The sequence below is a fragment of the Klebsiella sp. BIGb0132 genome, assembly GCF_024810075.1.
GTDB classification, from domain to species: domain Bacteria; phylum Pseudomonadota; class Gammaproteobacteria; order Enterobacterales; family Enterobacteriaceae; genus Klebsiella; species Klebsiella terrigena.
This window is the reverse complement of the sequence record NZ_JANUDW010000018.1, coordinates 1-20,187: the sequence shown is the minus strand read 5'-3', so window position 1 is coordinate 20,187 and position 20,187 is coordinate 1. Positions and strand designations below refer to the sequence as shown.

The window sequence follows — 20,187 nt, the reverse complement described above, 5'->3', positions numbered from 1 at the left end:
GGCAGAGACTGTAACCTTCGCATCCTTAGAATATGCGGCGGTTTGTCGGCGCTGCCGGCGTTCATATGGCCTGTTGTAATGCTGCCCGGTGGAGTTGCTCGTAGTCTGGATTTAGCTAATAAACTGCTGAAGTACGCGGCTGCCAAAATAAGCCAGCGTCAGTAGGCCTGCGCCGGTGACGTTAAACCAGACGACCCGGCGACCGCGCCAGCCTTCATGGTAGTGTCCCCATAGCAGGACGATATAAACGAACCACGCCACGATCGACAGCACGGCTTTATCAATGTTTTCCGTGCTGAACAGGTTGTGCATGTAGAACAGCCCGGTGCACAGCGTCAGCGTCAGCAGCACCACGCCGACCTGGGTGATATGAAACATTTTACGCTCAATACTCATCAGCGGCGGCATTTCGTGACTAAAAGCCAGCTTTTTGTTTTTCAGCTGATAGTCAATCCAGGCCAGCTGCAGGGCATACAGGGCGGCAATGATCAGCGTTGCGTAAGAGAAGAGCGACAGGCCAATATGCACCAGCATGCCCGGGGTTGTTTCCAGGTGCGTGATGTACTCGTTGGGTACGAAGGTGGCGAAGGCCAGATTGATCAGCGCAAAAGCGTAGACGATGGGCAGCAGCAGCCAGCCTCGATTGCGCGACGCGACGATGGTCATCACCGTACAGATCATCAGGCTGACCAGCGAGCCGACGTTGAGCAAGCTGAGGTTTTGCCCGCTATCGCCGCCGGGGAAAATGCGTGACTCCAGCGCAAAAGCATGACAAATCAGCGCAATAGTTGCTGAAAGTATCGCCATCCGCCGCCAGCTGCTGTTCTTTTGCAGTAGGCCGGGGACGATCAGCGCCAGGCTGATGGAATAGGCGACAAGCGCGAGTAGAGCAAAAACAGGCATATGGGCGTCGACTGTTGACTAAATAAGAAAGAGAAGCAGTATAGCGTTACGCGACGTCTGCTCCAACCGTTGCATCACATCCCGGTACATGTCGTGTTATACTGCGGCAAATTTGTATTTGTAGTGTCGCTGCGGCGACCGACAGTTTCCACCTCAGGCGAGAGACAATGTTTGATAATTTAACCGATCGTTTGTCGCGTTCGCTGCGCAACATCAGCGGCCGCGGACGCCTTACCGAAGACAACATTAAAGAAACCCTGCGTGAAGTGCGCATGGCGCTGCTCGAGGCGGACGTCGCGCTGCCCGTCGTGCGTGATTTCATCAGCCGCGTAAAAGAGAGCGCGGTGGGGCATGAAGTTAACAAAAGCCTGACCCCGGGTCAGGAGTTCGTCAAGATCGTGCGCAACGAGCTGGTTGCGGCGATGGGCGAAGAGAACCAGGCGCTGGACTTAGCCGCTCAGCCGCCGGCCGTGGTGCTGATGGCAGGCCTGCAGGGCGCCGGTAAAACTACCAGCGTCGCGAAGCTGGGTAAATTCCTCCGTGAGAAGCACAAGAAGAAGGTGCTGGTTGTCTCCGCGGACGTTTATCGCCCGGCGGCGATTAAACAGCTGGAAACGCTGGCCGAGCAGGTGAGCGTTGATTTCTTCCCGTCCGACGTCGGCCAGAAGCCGATCGACATCGTTAACGCTGCGCTGAAAGAAGCGAAGCTGAAGTTTTACGACGTGCTGCTGGTGGATACCGCCGGTCGTCTGCACGTTGACGAAGCGATGATGGACGAAATCAAGCAGGTTCACGCTGCCCTTAACCCGGTAGAGACCCTGTTTGTCGTCGATGCGATGACCGGCCAGGATGCGGCGAACACGGCGAAAGCGTTTAATGAAGCGCTGCCGCTGACCGGCGTCGTGCTGACTAAAGTGGACGGCGACGCCCGCGGCGGTGCGGCCCTGTCGATTCGTCATATCACCGGCAAGCCGATTAAATTCCTCGGCGTCGGCGAAAAAACCGAAGCCCTGGAGCCGTTCCATCCGGATCGTATTGCCTCCCGTATCCTCGGCATGGGCGACGTGCTGTCGCTGATCGAAGATATCGAGAGCAAAGTTGACCGCGCGCAGGCCGAAAAGCTGGCCTCCAAGCTGAAGAAGGGCGACGGCTTTGACCTCACCGACTTCCTCGAGCAGCTGCGTCAGATGAAGAACATGGGCGGCATGGCCAGCCTGATGGGCAAGCTGCCGGGCATGGGGCAGATCCCGGACAACGTTAAGTCGCAGATGGACGATAAAGTGCTGGTACGGATGGAAGCTATCATCAACTCGATGACGCTGAAAGAGCGCGCCAAGCCTGAGATCATCAAAGGTTCGCGCAAGCGCCGTATCGCCGCGGGCTGCGGGATGCAGGTGCAGGACGTTAACCGTCTGCTCAAGCAGTTTGACGATATGCAGCGCATGATGAAGAAGATGAAGTCGAAAGGCGGCATGATGAAGATGATGCGCGGCATGAAGGGCATGATGCCGCCGGGCTTCCCTGGTCGTTAATACGCCTCATAATTCAAGCCGCAGATGCGTTGGCTGCATTCGCTCACCCCGGTGACGTACTTGGTACGCTCCCGGGGATTTGCTCACTTGCCACCTGCCTGCAACTCGAATTATTTAGCGTATTGCAGTTTTGAATTGATTTTTGCACAGAAATCAGTAAAATTTTCGGGCTTTTAATATGACACCCGGGCCCCGTTCCTCGATGGGGCCCGGTTGTTCTATTCACACAAGAGGATGTTATGGTAACTATTCGTTTAGCTCGTCACGGCGCTAAAAAGCGTCCGTTCTACCAGGTTGTTGTCACCGACAGCCGTAATGCACGCAACGGTCGCTTCATCGAGCGCGTTGGTTTCTTCAACCCGATCGCTTCCGCGAAAGAAGAAGAAACTCGTCTGGATCTGGATCGTATCGCTCACTGGGTTGGCCAGGGCGCTACCGTTTCCGATCGCGTAGCTACGCTGATCAAAGCAGCGAACAAAGCAGCTTAATCTGTCACGGTGGTCATGATGAGCAAGCAACACACCGCACAAGCACCTGTTGATCCGATCGTATTGGGCAAAATGGGTTCTTCCTACGGTATCCGTGGTTGGCTCAGAGTGTTTTCCTCCACCGAAGACGCCGAAAGCATTTTTGACTATCAGCCCTGGTTAATCCAGAAGGCGGGTCAGTGGCAGGTTGTTGAGCTGGAAAGCTGGCGCCACCACAATCAGGATATCGTCATCAAGCTGAAGGGCATTGACGATCGCGATACTGCGAATCTGCTGACTAATTGCGAAATTATCGTGGATTCCTCGCAGCTGCCGAAGCTCGGAGAGGGCGACTATTACTGGAAAGACCTGATGGGTTGCCAGGTAGTCACCACCGAAGGCTATGGCCTGGGTAAAGTCATCGATATGATGGAAACCGGGTCAAATGACGTTCTCGTCATCAAGGCAAACCTGAAAGATGCGTTTGGCATCAAGGAGCGGCTGGTTCCGTTCCTCGATGGGCAGGTTATCAAGAAAGTCGATCTCGCTACTCGTACAATCGAAGTAGATTGGGATCCTGGTTTTTAAATTCTCCGGATAAACGGTAAAAGACGGCGCTATGTGGATTGGCATAATTAGCCTGTTTCCTGAAATGTTCCGCGCAATTACCGATTACGGGGTAACTGGCCGGGCAGTAAAAAATGGCCTGCTGAGCATCCAGAGCTGGAGTCCTCGTGACTTCGCGCATGACCGGCACCGTACCGTGGACGATCGTCCTTACGGCGGCGGACCGGGGATGTTAATGATGGTGCAACCCTTGCGGGACGCCATCCATACAGCAAAAGCCGCGGCAGGTGAAGGCGCTAAGGTGATATATCTGTCGCCTCAGGGACGCAAGCTTGATCAAGCGGGCGTCAGCGAACTGGCAACGAATCAGAAGCTGATTTTGGTGTGCGGTCGCTACGAAGGGATAGACGAGCGCGTAATTCAGACCGAAATTGATGAAGAATGGTCAATCGGCGATTACGTACTCAGCGGTGGTGAGTTACCAGCAATGACGCTGATTGATTCCGTTTCCCGGTTCATTCCGGGGGTTCTGGGTCATGAAGCTTCGGCAACGGAAGATTCCTTTGCCGATGGTCTGCTGGACTGCCCACACTATACCCGCCCTGAAGTGTTAGAAGAGATGGAGGTACCGCCAGTATTGCTGTCGGGAAACCATGCTGAGATACGTCGCTGGCGTTTGAAACAGTCGCTGGGCCGCACCTGGCTTAGAAGACCTGAACTTTTGGAAAACCTGGCTCTGACTGAAGAGCAAGCAAAGTTGCTGGCGCAGTTCAAAACTGAACACGCACAACAGCAGCATAAACATGATGGGATGGCGTAAGCCCCCGATATCAGTTTACCCAGGATAAGAGATTAAATTATGAGCAACATTATTAAGCAAATTGAACAAGAACAGATGAAGCAGGACGTACCTTCCTTCCGCCCGGGTGATTCCGTGGAAGTGAAAGTATGGGTTGTTGAAGGTTCCAAAAAACGTCTGCAGGCATTCGAGGGCGTGGTTATCGCTATTCGTAACCGCGGTCTGCACTCTGCATTCACTGTTCGTAAAATTTCCAACGGCGAAGGCGTTGAGCGTGTCTTCCAGACTCACTCTCCGGTAGTTGACAGCATTGCTGTTAAACGTCGTGGTGCTGTACGTAAAGCTAAACTGTACTACCTGCGTGAGCGTACCGGTAAGTCTGCTCGTATCAAAGAGCGTCTTAACTAAGATTCGCTTTCGCGACATCCTGATAAAAAGGGCTGGCCTGATAGGCTGGCCCTTTTTTTATCTTTGTTTTAACTATCTTGATGTAAATCATTTACACTGTCGCCCTCACGATGGAGGGGCGGTGACCGGCAATATTTATCGACAGTCAGCACATAAACGGCGGGCCGCATGGCTGGCGCTGTTTTCGATCCTGCTGATCGTCGTCGCACCGCTGATATCTATCTCATTGCAAAAAGATCCGATGGGCGCGATGCCCGGGATGCACCACGCGATGATGATGGCGGATACGCCTCACGCCATGGAAATGCCGCACGGCATGGCGATGTCCCATTCCGCTGCGCAGACGTCTGCGCCTTCACATACTATGCCGGCCGACCACGCCGAGGCCTGCGGCTACTGCGTGCTGCTAGCCCACGTGCCGGGCCTGCTGCTGGCGCTGGCGCTGCTTATTACCTTCATCCTGCGTCGGCTGCGTATCTTTACGGTCCGCCCGGTGCAGAAGCATTGGCACTACTTCCCCTGGCTCTATCCCGACACCCGCGCGCCGCCGCACCAGTCTGCTGTTTCCTGTTGATAAAAAATAATGTGCGCACTGCGCAACGTTCTCTTTTTGCTTTCGGAAAGGAAAAGTATGACTACCTGCACCTCGCGCGCGGCATGGCTGAACCTGCTGCGACGTCTTCATTTTTATATTGGCCTGTTTATCGGGCCGTTTATCTTCGTGGCTGCGCTAACCGGTACGCTGTATGTGGCCACGCCGCAGCTGGAAAACTGGCTGTATCACAACGCACTGAGCGCGACACCCGGCGGGGAGAAGCAGCCGCTGAGTGCCCAAATAGCGGCCGCGGAGGCGCTAACTCAGGGAAATCTTCGCCTGCAGGCGGTGCGCCCGGCCATGGTCACCGGCGAGACCACGCGGGTGATGTTCGCTGACCCGCGGTTGGGAGAGTCAGAATCCCGGGCGCTGTTTATCGATCCGGTAACCCTGCAGGTTAAAGGCGATATGACGGTCTATGGCACCAGCGGTATTTTGCCCCTGCGCCAGTGGATTGATTATGCGCACAGGTCCCTGCTGGCAGGAAATATCGGGCGGCTGTATAGCGAGCTGGCGGCATCCTGGATGTGGGTTGCCGCGCTGGGGGGCATTGCGCTATGGGCCATGACCCGGCCACGCCGGCGGATCAATAACCGCCAGCAAAATACGCGCCGGCTGCATGCTTCCCTCGGCTGGGTGCTGCTGGCGGGAATGCTGCTGTTCTCCGCGACCGGCTTAACCTGGTCGCAGTGGGCCGGGGATAATGTCGATAAGATGCGCGCCGCTTTCGGCTGGTTGACGCCGCAGGTCAACGCCCGACTGCACGCCACGATGCCGATGGCTCATGATGCCCATGCTGAGCATCATATGGGGAATATGGCGATGCCCGAAACGATGCCGCCGCTGAAGGGCGAGCAGTTTGACCAGGTGCTGACGCTCGCGCGTAGCGCAGGTCTCGACGCCAGCAAGCTTGAGATTCGCCCTCCCAAAGGGGCGGGGTTCGCCTGGACGGTGAACGAAATAGACCGAAGCTGGCCGACCCGGGTGGATGCGGTAGCGATTGACGGTGAGCGGATGCAGGTTGTTGACCGTACGCGCTTTGCCGATTTCCCGCTGATGGCGAAACTCACCCGCTGGGGCGTCGATTTCCACATGGGGATCCTCTTTGGCCTGGCGAATCAGCTGCTGCTGATCGCCTTTGGCGCGGCGCTGTGCGTGATGATAGTCGTGGGGTATCGCTTATGGTGGATCCGTCGTCCGCCGAAGGCGGCGTTTAATCCGGCCGGTACGCTGGTGCAGGCCTGGCTTAATCTGGCATGGCCCGCCCGTACGCTCACGCTGGTGATGGCCGTCCTGCTGGGGCTGGCGCTGCCGCTGATGGGTGCCAGCCTGCTGCTGGGTGTTGCCGTGGACTATCTGCGCTGGCGTGCGGCCAGCGCCGTGACGCTCGCCAGTTCAGTAGACTAAGGGGGTTAAGGCGTGCTGATAATCACCGTCACCCGGCGGTTTTCGGCACGACCTTTGGCCGTATCGTTACTGGCAATCGGATATTTTTTACCTAACCCGCGGGTCGTTAAATTGCTGCGCGGGATGCTGGCACCTTCCGCCCAGGCGTCAGCGACGCTGTTTGCGCGTTTCAGCGACAGCATCTCGTTGTAGCCATCTTCGCCATAGTTATCCGTATGACCATCTAAACGACTGTGCGTAATCCCGGTTGAGGCAAGGCGAGAAGCCATGCTGTGAATTTGCTGCTGGCTCTCGGGACGCAGGCGGTAGTCATTTTTATCAAACAGAATGGTGTCAGAGAGGCCCAGGGACCAGTCGCCGTTACTTTCCGTAAAGCCGTAGGACTTCATCGCCGCAACCTGCTGCTGAGAGAATTTTCCTTGCGGAGCCTGGCAGCCGGTGAGAAAAACCGCGGCCAGCAGAGCGGGAGCAAAATATTTCCTGAGCATGATGATTCCTTTTATTTTTGTACCTGCTGTAAACGCTGATGTTTCATCCGATACATATTTTGATCGGCAAACTCTTGCAGATTTTCGGCAGAAGTATGCTCCCACGCCAGCGCGTAACCAATGCTGAGCGACAGGGTAGCGGTGTGGCCGTTGTGCAGATTAAACGGCTGGAGAAACTGTGCCGAGAGTAAGGCGCACTGCGCCTGGACTTCAGCCTCGGTGTGGACATTGCGTAGCAGAATGGCAAATTCGTCACCGCCTAGCCGCCACGCCTGATGGTCGGTACCGGCAAACGCCATCAGCCGGCTGGCCACTTCGATTAAGACCTTATCGCCCGTCGCGTGCCCCCAGTTATCGTTGATGAGCTTGAAGTTGTCGCCATCAAGGAATAAGAGCGCGGAGCTGCGGTGGGTGACGTCGTCATTCATCAGTTTGCTGATGACGTTACGAAACGCTGCGCGGTTGGCAAGCCCGGTCAGGGGATCGTGCAGAGAGCTGCGCAGAAGCTGGGCGTTTTTGGCCTGCAGCTGCCGCTGCCAGTCCTCCATCTCGCCGAGCAGGCTGTTAAAGTCCTGGGCGAAAAGATGAAACTCTTCAATGTGTTCTTCGGGAACGCGACGAGAGAAGTGGCGGTTTTCGCGGATATCGTGCACCACTTCGGTAATGCTCTGCAGCGCGGTAACGATGCCGCGGTGCAGGGAGTGGGTCAGCAGCAGGGCGATAAAGGACGCCAGCAGGATGCTGCCGGTCAGGACGATAATGGAAATGCCGAGGAAGTGGCTTATCAGCCGATCCAGCGCCGTCAGGCGAAGCTCGCCGATCGTTTTCCCTTCATGCCAGATGGGCTGCACGGTGGGCTGTGGGAAAAGCCATTTGCTGATAAGGCCGCTGAGCTTTTCTTCGCTCACCAGATCGTGGTTATGCCAGAGGGCAAAATGCTTTTTCTGGCTATCAAGCACCAGTGCTTCGGAAAACTGTCCCTGCTTCCCCAGCGTCGCCAGCGTATCTTCTGCCGCCGCGCTGTCGCCAAACACCAGCGCCGCTTCAAGGCTGCGGCTCATTGTGGCGGCAGTGAGCTCGAGATTCTTCTGCGCGTATTGTTTCAGCGTGAATACGGAGGCGGTGCTGAGCAGCAGCCAGACCAGAGTCATCGATATGATTACGCTTATCATGCTGATACGGCGTAGCGCTCTTTTGAAGGTGGGGCGCGGGCCCTTAGGATAATCCTTATTCATGTGCGTTTTTCCGGGCAAGCATCAGTACATCTGGATTGACCCGCACACCGCTGTGCGTCAGGACATCAAGATTAACGGAGAATTTGACCCTGTCGTCATTGATGATCAGGCAAAAAGCACTGCCAATAGCGCATTCGGTATTCTGTTCCGCGATAAGTAATAGGGGCCTTGGCCGGTATTTAGAGGTGAATTCGGACTGCTGTGACGGCGATTCGCTACCAAAATAAAAACCATCACAAACCGTATTCAACGCTTCCTCTGTGCTGTGAACAACGACCGGCTGGTAGGGCAAAGCCTCAGGCGATTGCTGGGTCAGACTTTGGGTGTAGCGTGACGTAGAGAAAATACACAGCCTGGGCGGGGCGGAGAGTTCTGGCCAGCGGGTGTACGTCACGATCCCTGAAACAATGGCTCGCACATTTGCAGACGACCCGGCGGCAAAAGCGGGATAGCTCACGATGAATAACAAAGACATCAAAAAAAGACGGTGAAACTGTTTCATTAACGGATCCGTCTGGTTCGTCATGGTACGTGAATTGCAGCGCGCTGTTGCCCGGCCGAAGAATAGCATTGTTGGTGAAAATCGTCATTAGCCACGGTCTTTACAATGGGTTAATTTTGGCCAGGATTTTTCGTAAAGAAAAGGTGGCCCGACGGATAATTATTTGGCGGCTGCTGCGGGTGGTGTTAATTTAACTTTACGTTTAATGGCGGGTAAAGGGCCATTTATTTTGCTGGTGTAAAGTAAAATTTACGGAATATGGATTGAAATCTTTACTTTGTGTGGTATCGTTACGTTCTCCTCAGTGAGGAAAACACTATCGCAAACGAGCTACCCAGGATCGCCATCATGCAAAAAGACGCGCTGAATAACGTACATATTACCGACGAACAGGTTTTGATCACTCCGGATCAGCTGAAGGCTGAATTCCCGCTGAGCCTTGAACAAGAAGCGCAGATTGCGCAGTCCCGGCAGACTATCTCTGACATTATTGCCGGCCGCGATCCGCGCCTGCTGGTGGTCTGCGGTCCTTGCTCAATTCACGATCCGGAAGCGGCAATCGAGTACGCTCATCGTTTTAAAGCACTTGCCGAAGAGGTCAGCGATAGCCTCTACCTGGTAATGCGCGTCTATTTTGAAAAACCCCGCACCACCGTCGGTTGGAAAGGGCTGATTAACGATCCGCACATGGATGGCTCGTTTGATGTTGAAGGCGGTCTGAAGATTGCGCGCCGGCTGCTGGTCGAGCTGGTCAATATGGGGCTGCCGCTGGCCACTGAAGCGCTGGATCCTAACAGCCCACAATACCTCGGCGATCTGTTCAGCTGGTCGGCGATCGGCGCACGTACTACTGAGTCCCAGACGCACCGCGAAATGGCATCCGGCCTGTCAATGCCGGTCGGCTTTAAAAACGGTACCGACGGTAGCCTGGCGACGGCGATCAACGCCATGCGCGCCGCGGCGATGCCGCACCGCTTTGTCGGGATTAACCAGGCCGGCCAGGTCTGCCTGCTGCAAACCCAGGGCAACCCGGATGGTCACGTCATTCTGCGCGGCGGTAAAGCGCCAAACTACGGCCCGCAGGACGTCGAGCAGTGCGAAAAAGAGATGACTCAGGCGGGACTGAAGCCGTCGCTGATGGTAGATTGCAGTCATGGTAATTCCAATAAAGACTACCGCCGTCAGCCAGCGGTGGCAGAATCCGTCGTCGCGCAGATCAAGGATGGCAATCGATCCATTATTGGCCTGATGATTGAGAGTAATATCCACGAAGGCAACCAGTCCTCTGAGCAGCCGCGTTGTGATATGAAATACGGCGTATCCGTCACCGATGCTTGCATCAGCTGGGAAACCACCGATGCGTTGCTCCGCGAACTTGATAAGGATCTGCGCGGCCATCTGGCGGCTCGTCTGGCGTAAGAGGATAGTATGGTTGCTGAACTGACCGCGTTGCGCGATCAAATTGATGAAGTTGATAAGGCGCTGCTGAGCCTGCTGGCTAAGCGCCTCGAGCTGGTGGCGGAAGTGGGCGAGGTCAAGAGCAAATACGGCCTGCCCATTTACGTCCCGGAGCGGGAGGCGGCGATGCTGGCCTCCCGCCGCGAAGAGGCGGCCGCGCTCGGCGTGCCGCCGGATCTGATTGAAGACGTGCTGCGCCGCGTGATGCGCGAGTCCTATTCCAGCGAAAACGACAAAGGCTTTAAAACCCTCTGTCCGAACCTGCGGCCGGTGGTGATTGTCGGCGGCGGCGGGCAGATGGGGCGCCTGTTCGAGAAAATGCTGACGCTTTCAGGCTACCGGGTACGTATTCTGGAGAAAGAAGACTGGCCGCGGGCGACGGAGATCGTTGCCGACGCCGGGATGGTGATCGTCAGCGTCCCTATTCATACCACGGCTGAAACGATTGCCCGCCTGCCTTCGCTGCCGGCGGACTGCATTTTGGTTGACCTGGCATCAATTAAAGCGGAGCCGCTGCAGGCGATGCTGGCGGCGCATAATGGCCCGGTGCTGGGCTTACATCCGATGTTCGGTCCGGACAGCGGCAGCCTCGCCAAGCAGGTTGTGGTCTACTGCGACGGTCGCCAGCCGGAAGCCTATCAGTGGTTCCTTGAGCAAATTCAGGTTTGGGGCGCCCGTCTGCATCGCATCAGCGCCGTTGAGCACGATCAGAACATGGCGTTTATTCAGGCTCTGCGCCACTTTGCGACCTTTGCCTATGGCCTGCACCTGGCGGAGGAGAACGTTCGCCTGGAGCAGCTGCTGGCGCTGTCGTCACCGATTTACCGCCTTGAGCTGGCGATGGTGGGCCGGCTCTTCGCCCAGGATCCGCAGCTCTACGCCGACATTATTATGTCGTCGGAGAGTAACCTGGCATTGATTAAGCGCTACTACCAGCGTTTTGGCGAGGCGATTGGCCTGCTGGAGCAGGGAGATAAGCAGGCGTTTATCGACAGCTTCCGCAAAGTTGAGCACTGGTTTGGCGATTATGCCCAGCGCTTCCAGAGCGAAAGCCGCACGCTGCTGCGCCAGGCGAATGATAATCGGCAGTAGCTGAAAACCGTATATAATCAAAGCCAGAGGGGCAACCCGCTGGCTTTTTTTATAGGGATGAAAACGATGGCTGAACCACAACCGCTGTTTGATTACGCCGGACACCTGCCGGAATGCCCGACCTGGAATGAGGCTGAGCAAGCTCTATATTGGGCCGATATTATGGCGGGCGAAATTCACCGTTACGAGATGCGCAGCGGTGAGCATCAGGTCCTGCAGTTTCCTGAAGAGGTCGGCTGCTTTGCGTTGCGCGAGAAGGGCGGCTTTATCGTGGCGCTGCGTAGCGCTATCTGGTTAACCGACGCGCGCGGCCTGCTGCGTCGTAAAATCTGCGACAACCCAAGCAACCCGCAGCTGGCCCGTTTTAACGACGGCGGGACCGATCGCGACGGGCGCTTTTATGCCGGCACCTTCTGGGCGCCGGGAGATTATAACGGCGCGCTTCTGGTGCGTATTGACAGCGATCTTACCCCGCGGGTCATTCAGTGCGATATCCAGGGTGCTAACGGCCTCGCCTTTAGCGAGGACCGGCGCTGGATGTATACCTCCGATACGCCGAATGCCGTTATCTACCGTACGCCGCTGGATGAGCAGGGCGAGCCGGGCAGGCGTGAGGTTTTCCGGCGCTTTCAGCCGGGGGAAGGTATTCCTGACGGCGCGGCTATCGATGTCGAAGGGTGCTACTGGAGCGCGATGTTTGACGGCTGGCGTATAGCCCGCTTCTCGCCGACCGGCGAACAGCTGGCAGAGTATCGTCTGCCGGTACGCTGCCCGACGATGGTCTGTTTTGGCGGGGCGGATATGCGTACGCTGTTTATCACCACCACCCGGGAAAACATGGCTGCGGATGAAGTGGCGAAATATCCGCTCTCCGGCGCGATCTTCACCCTGCCGGTTGCGGTGGCAGGGATGAAGAAGCGGGCGTTTATCGAGCGTTAGATGGGCTCGACGGGCACCACGTTTTCGCCAGGATAGCAGCCCAGTACCTTCATTGAGCGGGTGATCTCCGCCAGCTCTTTGAGCGCTTTGCGCATGGGGATGGATTCCAGGTTGGCCTGGATATCCAGATAAAACATCTCTTCCCACGGGTTGCCGTAGATTGGGCGCGACTCCAGCTTGGTCATGATCAGGTTGTGGTTGCGCAGTACCAGCAGCGCTTCTACCAGCGCACCCGCCTGCTGGCCGGTCGCTATCAGCAGGGTGGTTTTTGCCGGAACCTGATCGGAGACGTTCACCGCCTTGCGCGCCAGTATCAGGAAGCGGGTGATATTTTGCGTCTGGTTGGCCTCGCAGTGTTCAAGTACCTGCAGCCCGTACAGCGCACCGCCGGCTTCGCTGCCCAGCGCCGCGATGGTTGGCGATTTGGCCTGCGCGACTTTCTCCATTGCCGCCGAGGTACTTTCGGTATATTCGATTTTCCAGTGCGGATAGCGGCTTAGATACTGGCTACACTGCTGGAACGGCTGCGGATGGCTGTAGACGGTGTTAATTTGCTGCGGATCGGTAGAGGCGGCAACCAGGACGCAGTGATCGATAGGGATCGTCAGTTCGCCAACGATCGACAGGGTGGTGTGCTGCAGCAGATCGTAGACGTCGTTGATCCCGCCAGAGCTGGTGTTTTCGATTGGCACTACCGCGTAGTCAGCCTGGCCGGTTTCAACCTGGTCGAAGATATCCGCAAACCTGGCGCAGCCGCTTTCGATAAACTGTTCAAAATGACGGGCCGCATATTGCCGGGCGGCAAGGTGCGAGTATGACCCTTTTGGCCCCAGAAAAGCGACGCGCGCTGAATGTGGGTTGATCTTATTCAGGTGCTGCTGCAGCAGGGTTTGCTGGGTGAGAACGGAATCCTCGATGATCAGCTGGAACAGGCGGGTGATGTAGTGCGCATCCAGATGGTGAGCTTTGCCCAGGGTCATCAGGCGCTCCAGCAGGTCACGCTCGCGGTCGATATCGCGTACCGGGCGATGCGACGCCAGCTTGGCCTTGCCGACTTCGACAGCCAGCCCGCGGCGCTCTGCCAGCAGCGCGAGCAGCTTCTCATCCAGGGCGCTTATCTTATCGCGCAGGGCCAGTAATGGATTTTCCTCGGTCATATGTGTTGCCTTTCTTGTTATTGGTTTAGATACCCTAAATCGTTCGAGCTACCGATAGCGCGCGTGCAGCCTGAAAAATAGCGGGCATAAATAAAAAAGGCCTCCCTGGTGGGAGGCCTTGTAGTTCGTCTTCGCATTCTTTATCACACGACGAATTGCCTCCCGGTTAGGGGAAGGTAAAAAAGAATGCGAAGAAGAACGGCAGTAGTTTCAAGATAAATTCCTTTAATCGGCTGGGATTACAGTACCCGGACTGTTTTCATCCTGTCAATAAAAAACGCGCCCGAAGGCGCGTGGCGTTACACAATATTAAGTTAAGGACAGTAAAGTTCAGGATTACTCTTCTTCTTCCACAAAGCCTGCCTCTTTCACCGATGTTGCGGCGCGGCGGGCTTCCCCTTTGTGTTGCACTTTGTTCAGCTGCCGTTCCAGCTTGTTGATTAATTCGTTGATCGCGGCGTACATATCTTCACTTCGCGCGCTGGCAACCAGGTGACCGTTTGGCGTATTGATGGTTGCGTCAGCGACAAAACCCTGCGGCTCCTTGGAGAGAATGATGTGCGGGTTGATTAAGTGGGTTTGCCATTTATCCAATTTGGCGAGACGGTCTGCGACATGCTGGCGAATAGCCGGAGTAATTTCCATTTGTTTACTGGTAATGTTCATTGTCATAAATTTTACCTCTTGTCTTTCCCGTCTTGGTGAACTCAGCATACCTCGCCCAATGTCAAAATGCGTGATCTAAATCACATTTTAATGTCACTTTTTGTCAACGAATGCAATTTGTGAGGCAGGACAGGAACGGGGGAGATTTTACTTGTCGAACGCGGGAAAGAGCGTCATATTTGATAGGATGACTTGACGCTAAAACGCTTCAGCGTATATCTCATATGAATAAAAAAACGGCAGCCCTGGGGCTGCCGTTTTGCTTATATCAAAAGCGATCAGGTGTTTTTGCCGTTAGCCGCGATAATTTTGGCCACCTTATCTGCCTGTGCGTTCATTTGCATCTGGCGATAGGCGTTTTCCATTTTCGGCAATGCGTCACGGGTAGCCTGCGCATCCGGATAGCTACGCAGCATGCCGTCAACGCGGTTTACGACGGCAACCCACGCGCCGCGGTCGGTATAGTAATCAACGACCGACAGTTCGTACTTCGCCAGACGATCCTTCAGGAACACCATACGTTTGTAGGCATCGGTCGAATACTGGCTGTTCGGATAGCCGCGCACCAGTTTCGAGAAGTCATTGAAGGCATCGCGTGCGTGCTGCGGGTCGCGATCGGAGCGATCGACACCGAAGAATCCCTGCAGCGCGCTATCATCCAGAGCCATATTTGTCAGACCACGCATATAAATGACGTAATCAATGTTAGGATGGGTCGGGTTCAGACGAACAAAGCGGTCGATGGCCGCCTGAGCTAACGGCAGATCGGCATTTTTGTAGTACGCATAAATCAGGTCCAGCTGTACCTGTTGGGAATAAGGGCCGAACGGATAGCGATTATCCAACGCTTCCAGTTGCGTTATTGCCTGTTTCCAGTTACCGTCCTGCAGTTTTTGCTGGGCAGTCGCGTAGATTTCATTCGGCGGATTATCAGGCACCTCTTCCTTTGAGCCGGAGCAACCCACCAAAGCCAGGCTCAGTGTGGCAGCTGCCACCAGGTATTTCATGCGCGTCATGACGTTTTGACTTCCTCAAAATGTTTATGCGGGAGAATCTCTGTTCCTGCTCCCGATTAAGACCAGCTACAATAGCACACTATATTATACGGCAAAGCCGTAAAACCCAACGTTAAACGAAGAAGCTGTATATGGCACAACGAGTACAACTCACCGCAACGGTGTCCGAAAATCAACTCGGGCAACGCTTAGATCAGGCTTTGGCCGAAATGTTCCCGGATTATTCGCGTTCGCGCATAAAAGAATGGATCCTTGACCAGCGAGTGCTGGTAAACGGCGCTGTCAGCGACAAGCCGAAAGAGAAAGTTTTAGGGGGAGAAAGCGTCTCTATCGATGTTGAAATCGAAGAAGATGTGCGCTTCGAACCGCAGGATATTCCGCTCAATATCGTCTACGAGGATGACGACATCCTCGTGATCAATAAGCCGCGCGGCCTGGTCGTCCATCCGGGGGCGGGCAATCCTGACGGTACTGTGCTGAATGCGCTGCTGCACTACTGTCCGACGATTGCCGATGTTCCGCGTGCGGGCATTGTCCACCGACTGGATAAGGACACCACCGGCCTGATGGTTGTGGCGAAAACTATCCCGGCGCAAACGCGTCTGGTGGAGTCGCTGCAGCTGCGCGAAATTACCCGTGAATATGAAGCGGTAGCGATTGGTCACATGACCTCTGGTGGCACGGTAGAAGAACCGATTAGTCGTCACCCGACGAAGCGTACGCATATGGCGGTGCACCCGATGGGTAAACCGGCGGTAACGCATTACCGCATTATGGAGCATTTCCGCATTCATACGCGCCTGCGTCTGCGTCTGGAAACCGGCCGTACCCACCAGATCCGCGTACACATGGCGCATATCACCCATCCGCTGGTTGGCGATCAGGTCTACGGCGGCCGTCCGCGTCCGCCAAAAGGGGCGTCAGAGGAGTTCATCACCGCACTGCGCCAGTTCGATCGTCAGGCTCTGCACGCCACCATGCTGCGTCTGTATCACCCGATCAGCGGTATCGAGATGGAGTGGCATGCGCCGATCCCTCAGGATATGATTGAGCTGATTGACGCGATGCGCGCCGATTATGAAGAGCACAAGGACCGTATTGACTGGCTATGACTAAACTGATTGTACCGCAGTGGCCAATGCCGGAAGGCGTGGCGGCCTGTAGCTCCACGCGCGTTGGCGGCGTCAGCCTGCCTCCGTATGGCTCGCTTAATTTGGGCGCCCATTGCGGAGACAATCTGCCCGATGTTGAAGAAAACCGCCGGCGGATGTTTGCCGCAGGCGGGCTCCCCGCGTATCCGGTGTGGCTCGAACAGGTTCACGGGACGGCGGTGCTGAAACTCGACGGCGGGCCGTATGCCTCAAAACGTGCGGATGCGTCATACTGTAATACGCCGGGCACCGTTTGCGCGGTGATGACCGCTGACTGCCTGCCGGTGCTTTTTTGCAACCGTGCGGGTACCGAAGTCGCGGCGGCACACGCGGGCTGGCGCGGATTATGCGACGGCGTGCTGGAGGAAACGGTCGCCTGCTTCGCCGATAAGCCGGAGAATATTCTGGCGTGGCTCGGGCCGGCTATCGGTCCCGAGGCTTTTGAAGTCGGCGCGGAAGTTCGCGAAGCCTTTATGAGCAAAGACGCGAAGGCCGACAGCGCTTTTCGTCCGCTCGGTGAGAAATACTTCGCCGATATCTATCAGCTGGCTCGTCAGCGCCTGGCCAACGTCGGGGTGGAGCAAGTCTTCGGCGGCGATCGCTGTACGCTAAGCGAAAAGGACGATTTTTTCTCTTATCGTCGCGATAAGACGACGGGTCGTATGGCTAGTTTTATCTGGCTGATATAACCTGGTGCATCAAGACGGTCCGGAAGGCAGACTTATTTTTCGCATAGTTCAGGTCTTTAACCTTGAATAATTGAGGGATGACCTCATTTAATCTCCAGTAGCAAATTTGACCTGTTATGGGAGGAGTTATGCGTCTGGACCGTCTTACCAATAAATTCCAGCTTGCTCTTGCCGATGCCCAGTCGCTCGCGCTAGGGCACGACAACCAATTCATCGAACCTCTTCATCTAATGAGCGCCTTGCTAAATCAGGAAGGGGGATCGGTACGTCCTTTATTAACGTCAGCGGGCATTAACGCCGGCGAGTTAAGCACCAGTATTACTCAGGCGTTGAGCCGTTTACCGCAGGTGGAAGGCACCGGCGGCGACGTGCAGCCGTCGCAGGATCTGGTGCGTATTCTGAACCTTTGCGACAAGCTGGCGCAAAAGCGGAAGGATAACTTTATTTCGTCGGAACTGTTCGTTCTGGCGGCGCTTGAATCACGCGGTACGCTAACCGATCTGTTGAAATCTGCCGGTGCAACAACCGCCAATGTGACTCAGGCGATTGAACAAATGCGTGGAGGTGAAAGCGTGAACGATCAGGGTGCCGAAGACCAACGTCAGGCATTGAAAAAATTTACCGTCGATCTGACCGAGCGTGCTGAACAGGGCAAGCTGGATCCGGTCATTGGTCGTGATGAAGAGATTCGCCGTACTATTCAGGTACTGCAGCGGCGCACTAAAAATAACCCGGTGCTTATCGGTGAACCTGGCGTCGGTAAAACGGCTATCGTCGAAGGGCTGGCGCAGCGTATCGTCAACGGCGAAGTACCGGAAGGGCTAAAAGGCCGGCGGGTACTGGCGCTGGATATGGGCGCTCTGGTGGCAGGTGCTAAGTATCGCGGCGAGTTTGAAGAGCGTCTGAAAGGCGTGCTGAACGATCTCTCGAAGCAGGAAGGCAACGTCATTCTGTTTATCGATGAGCTGCATACCATGGTGGGCGCGGGTAAAGCGGACGGCGCGATGGATGCCGGTAATATGCTGAAGCCTGCGCTGGCGCGCGGTGAACTGCACTGCGTCGGTGCGACAACCCTCGATGAGTATCGGCAATATATTGAAAAGGATGCGGCGCTGGAGCGGCGTTTCCAGAAAGTCTTCGTGGCCGAACCTTCGGTGGAAGACACCATTGCGATTCTGCGTGGCTTAAAAGAGCGCTATGAGTTGCATCACCATGTGCAGATCACCGATCCGGCGATCGTCGCGGCCGCAACTCTGTCGCATCGCTACATTGCCGACCGCCAGCTGCCGGACAAAGCGATTGACCTGATCGATGAAGCCGCTTCCAGCATTCGTATGCAGATTGACTCGAAGCCGGAAGAGCTCGACCGACTCGACAGACGTATTATTCAGCTCAAGCTGGAGCAGCAGGCGCTGAAGAAAGAAGCCGACGAGGCAAGCCTGAAGCGTCTGGATATGCTGAATGAAGAGCTGGCGGATAAAGAGCGTCAGTATTCCGTATTAGAAGAGGAGTGGAAGGCGGAAAAAGCGTCCCTCTCCGGAACGCAGACGATTAAAGCCGAGCTGGAACAGGCAAAAATTGCCATCGAGCAGGCGCGACGCGTTGGCGACCTGGCCCGGATGTCAGAGCTGCAGTACGGCAAAATCCCGGAGCTGGAAAAACAGCTGGCGGCGGCCACGCAGTCTGAAGGTAAAACGATGCGTTTGTTGCGTAATAAAGTGACGGATGCGGAAATTGCCGAAGTGCTGGCGCGCTGGACCGGCATTCCGGTCGCGCGAATGATGGAAGGCGAGCGTGAAAAGCTGCTGCGCATGGAGCAGGAGCTGCACAGTCGGGTGATTGGTCAGAACGAGGCGGTTGAAGCGGTCTCTAACGCCATTCGCCGTAGCCGTGCCGGCTTGTCCGACCCTAACCGTCCTATCGGTTCGTTCCTGTTCCTGGGGCCGACCGGTGTCGGTAAAACCGAGCTGTGTAAAACGCTGGCGAACTTCATGTTCGATAGCGATGACGCGATGGTGCGTATCGATATGTCCGAGTTTATGGAGAAACACTCCGTCTCGCGGCTGGTGGGTGCGCCTCCGGGATACGTCGGTTACGAAGAGGGCGGCTATCTGACGGAAGCCGTGCGCCGTCGTCCTTATTCGGTGATTTTGCTGGATGAGGTCGAAAAAGCGCATCCTGATGTGTTCAACATTCTGCTGCAGGTGCTGGATGATGGGCGCTTGACGGACGGGCAGGGGAGAACGGTCGATTTCCGTAATACGGTCGTCATTATGACCTCTAACCTCGGCTCCGATCTGATTCAGGAGCGGTTTGGTGAGCTGGATTATAGTCATATGAAAGATGTGATTATGGGCGTTGTTAGCCAAAGCTTCCGTCCGGAATTCATCAACCGTATAGATGAGGTTGTGGTATTCCACCCGCTGGGTGAAAAACACATTGCCTCTATTGCTCAGATTCAGCTGCAGCGTCTGTACAAGCGTCTGGAAGAGCGTGGCTATGAAGTGCGCATGTCCGATGAGGCGCTGAAGCTGCTCAGTGCGAATGGTTACGATCCGGTGTACGGTGCGCGGCCGTTAAAACGAGCCATCCAGCAGCAGATCGAAAACCCGCTGGCGCAGCAAATCCTTTCCGGTGAACTTATTCCCGGTAAAGAAGTGCAGCTGGTAGTGAAAGATGAGCGGATAGTGGCAGTGCAGTAAATCACAAAACGACAAAAACGGGCCCGATGGGCTCGTTTTTGTTTAAAAACCAGGCAAGAATTAAAGTCTGAACGTGGTTTTGTATGAAAAGTAATCGAACGCATCATTTTTTTGAATTTATACTTGTCACCTCAGAATTACCGCCTATAATGCGCCTCCACTGACACGGAACAACGGCCAACACGCCGCCGGGTCAGAAGGCTCCAGCGCTGAATATCAGCCGCGAAAGCCGACAGAGAAAAGCAAAATAAACGCTTGACTCTGAATGAGGAAAACGTAATATACGGGACCTCGCGACAGAGCGCTAAAGCGCGTCGCAACTGCTCTTTAACAATTTATCAGACAATCTGTGTGGGCACTCAAAGTGACATGGATTCTTAACGTCCTCGGACGAAAAATGAATACCAAGTCTCA

At 55.5% G+C, this 20,187-nt stretch carries 21 protein-coding genes and 1 other annotated feature; of the genes, 13 read left to right on the top strand and 8 right to left on the bottom strand.

The features are described 5' to 3' along the window. Positions 1-111: 111 nt before the first annotated feature. Positions 112-903, bottom strand: coding sequence for a cytochrome C assembly family protein (locus tag M2416_RS26090; protein WP_041146793.1), 792 nt, complete (start codon positions 901-903; stop codon positions 112-114). Positions 904-1,070: 167 nt separating this feature from the next. Between M2416_RS26090 and ffh the strand changes: the two genes are divergently transcribed. From ffh to M2416_RS26055, 7 genes are all read left to right on the top strand, one after another. After that, entirely contained in the window at positions 1,071-2,435 is a 1,365-nt protein-coding gene (gene ffh / locus M2416_RS26085) for a signal recognition particle protein (protein ID WP_041146792.1), read from the top strand. Positions 2,436-2,674: 239 nt separating this feature from the next. Then, a complete protein-coding gene (rpsP, locus tag M2416_RS26080) occupies positions 2,675-2,923 on the top strand; it encodes a 30S ribosomal protein S16 (protein WP_041146791.1) in 249 nt (82 codons plus the stop codon). 18 nt (positions 2,924-2,941) lie between these two features. After that, positions 2,942-3,490, top strand: a complete 549-nt coding sequence (gene rimM, locus M2416_RS26075) for a ribosome maturation factor RimM (RefSeq protein WP_041146790.1) — start codon at positions 2,942-2,944, stop codon at positions 3,488-3,490. A 31-nt stretch (positions 3,491-3,521) separates the two neighbouring features. After that, positions 3,522-4,289 (top strand): tRNA (guanosine(37)-N1)-methyltransferase TrmD, encoded by a 768-nt coding sequence (gene trmD, locus M2416_RS26070; protein ID WP_045855697.1) that lies wholly within the window; start codon positions 3,522-3,524, stop codon positions 4,287-4,289. Positions 4,290-4,328: 39 nt separating this feature from the next. Continuing rightward, on the top strand, positions 4,329-4,676 hold the full coding sequence (gene rplS / locus M2416_RS26065) for a 50S ribosomal protein L19 (RefSeq protein WP_041146788.1): 348 nt from the start codon (positions 4,329-4,331) through the stop codon (positions 4,674-4,676). 121 nt (positions 4,677-4,797) lie between these two features. Next, positions 4,798-5,250, top strand: a complete 453-nt coding sequence (locus M2416_RS26060; protein WP_259227539.1) for a DUF2946 domain-containing protein — start codon at positions 4,798-4,800, stop codon at positions 5,248-5,250. Positions 5,251-5,307: 57 nt separating this feature from the next. After that, positions 5,308-6,678 (top strand): PepSY-associated TM helix domain-containing protein, encoded by a 1,371-nt coding sequence (locus tag M2416_RS26055; protein ID WP_259227538.1) that lies wholly within the window; start codon positions 5,308-5,310, stop codon positions 6,676-6,678. 5 nt (positions 6,679-6,683) lie between these two features. On the opposite strand, the gene M2416_RS26050 is transcribed toward M2416_RS26055, so the two are convergent. Genes M2416_RS26050 through M2416_RS26040 form a run of 3 tightly spaced genes read right to left on the bottom strand, consistent with a single transcriptional unit; the run spans position 6,684 to position 8,903 of the window. Then, positions 6,684-7,166, bottom strand: a complete 483-nt coding sequence (locus M2416_RS26050; protein WP_259227537.1) for an OmpA family protein — start codon at positions 7,164-7,166, stop codon at positions 6,684-6,686. A gap of 11 nt (positions 7,167-7,177) precedes the next feature. Beyond that, positions 7,178-8,401 carry a diguanylate cyclase DgcN/YfiN gene (gene dgcN / locus M2416_RS26045; protein ID WP_259227536.1) on the bottom strand — a complete coding sequence of 408 codons (1,224 nt, stop codon included), beginning with the start codon at positions 8,399-8,401 and terminating at the stop codon, positions 7,178-7,180. After that, positions 8,394-8,903, bottom strand: coding sequence for a regulatory sequestration protein YfiR (locus M2416_RS26040; protein ID WP_259227535.1), 510 nt, complete (start codon positions 8,901-8,903; stop codon positions 8,394-8,396). Before M2416_RS26040 ends, dgcN begins: the two co-directional genes overlap by 8 nt. A gap of 348 nt (positions 8,904-9,251) precedes the next feature. Here M2416_RS26040 and aroF point away from each other — a divergent pair, with 348 nt between their 5' ends. The 3 genes from aroF to M2416_RS26025 all read left to right on the top strand — a co-directional run bounded on the left by aroF (position 9,252) and on the right by M2416_RS26025 (position 12,392). Beyond that, a complete protein-coding gene (gene aroF / locus M2416_RS26035) occupies positions 9,252-10,322 on the top strand; it encodes a 3-deoxy-7-phosphoheptulonate synthase AroF (RefSeq protein ID WP_123708465.1) in 1,071 nt (356 codons plus the stop codon). Positions 10,323-10,331: 9 nt separating this feature from the next. Continuing rightward, positions 10,332-11,453, top strand: a complete 1,122-nt coding sequence (gene tyrA / locus M2416_RS26030; RefSeq protein WP_041146782.1) for a bifunctional chorismate mutase/prephenate dehydrogenase — start codon at positions 10,332-10,334, stop codon at positions 11,451-11,453. Positions 11,454-11,519: 66 nt separating this feature from the next. Then, positions 11,520-12,392 carry an SMP-30/gluconolactonase/LRE family protein gene (locus M2416_RS26025; protein ID WP_259227534.1) on the top strand — a complete coding sequence of 291 codons (873 nt, stop codon included), beginning with the start codon at positions 11,520-11,522 and terminating at the stop codon, positions 12,390-12,392. Here the strand turns inward: M2416_RS26025 and pheA are convergent. The 4 genes from pheA to bamD form a co-directional block, all read right to left on the bottom strand. Further along, a complete protein-coding gene (gene pheA / locus M2416_RS26020) occupies positions 12,389-13,549 on the bottom strand; it encodes a bifunctional chorismate mutase/prephenate dehydratase (RefSeq protein ID WP_041146781.1) in 1,161 nt (386 codons plus the stop codon). The two genes, M2416_RS26025 and pheA, sit on opposite strands and share 4 nt — an antisense overlap. A 90-nt stretch (positions 13,550-13,639) precedes the next feature. Beyond that, positions 13,640-13,764 (bottom strand) — a sequence feature (Phe leader region). Next, positions 13,716-13,763, bottom strand: coding sequence for a pheA operon leader peptide PheL (gene pheL / locus M2416_RS26015; protein ID WP_121497579.1), 48 nt, complete (start codon positions 13,761-13,763; stop codon positions 13,716-13,718). It overlaps the preceding feature by 48 nt. 121 nt (positions 13,765-13,885) lie before the next feature. Continuing rightward, positions 13,886-14,221 carry a ribosome-associated translation inhibitor RaiA gene (gene raiA, locus M2416_RS26010; protein WP_045855684.1) on the bottom strand — a complete coding sequence of 112 codons (336 nt, stop codon included), beginning with the start codon at positions 14,219-14,221 and terminating at the stop codon, positions 13,886-13,888. Between the two features lie 272 nt (positions 14,222-14,493). Continuing rightward, positions 14,494-15,231, bottom strand: coding sequence for an outer membrane protein assembly factor BamD (bamD, locus tag M2416_RS26005; RefSeq protein WP_041146779.1), 738 nt, complete (start codon positions 15,229-15,231; stop codon positions 14,494-14,496). 131 nt (positions 15,232-15,362) lie between these two features. Between bamD and rluD the strand changes: the two genes are divergently transcribed. The 3 genes from rluD (at position 15,363) to clpB (ending at position 19,773) form a co-directional block, all read left to right on the top strand. After that, positions 15,363-16,343 carry a 23S rRNA pseudouridine(1911/1915/1917) synthase RluD gene (gene rluD, locus M2416_RS26000; protein ID WP_259227533.1) on the top strand — a complete coding sequence of 327 codons (981 nt, stop codon included), beginning with the start codon at positions 15,363-15,365 and terminating at the stop codon, positions 16,341-16,343. Beyond that, on the top strand, positions 16,340-17,071 hold the full coding sequence (yfiH, locus tag M2416_RS25995) for a purine nucleoside phosphorylase YfiH (RefSeq protein ID WP_259227532.1): 732 nt from the start codon (positions 16,340-16,342) through the stop codon (positions 17,069-17,071). Before rluD ends, yfiH begins: the two co-directional genes overlap by 4 nt. Before the next feature lie 128 nt (positions 17,072-17,199). Continuing rightward, entirely contained in the window at positions 17,200-19,773 is a 2,574-nt protein-coding gene (gene clpB / locus M2416_RS25990) for an ATP-dependent chaperone ClpB (protein ID WP_259227531.1), read from the top strand. Positions 19,774-20,187: the final 414 nt, after the last annotated feature.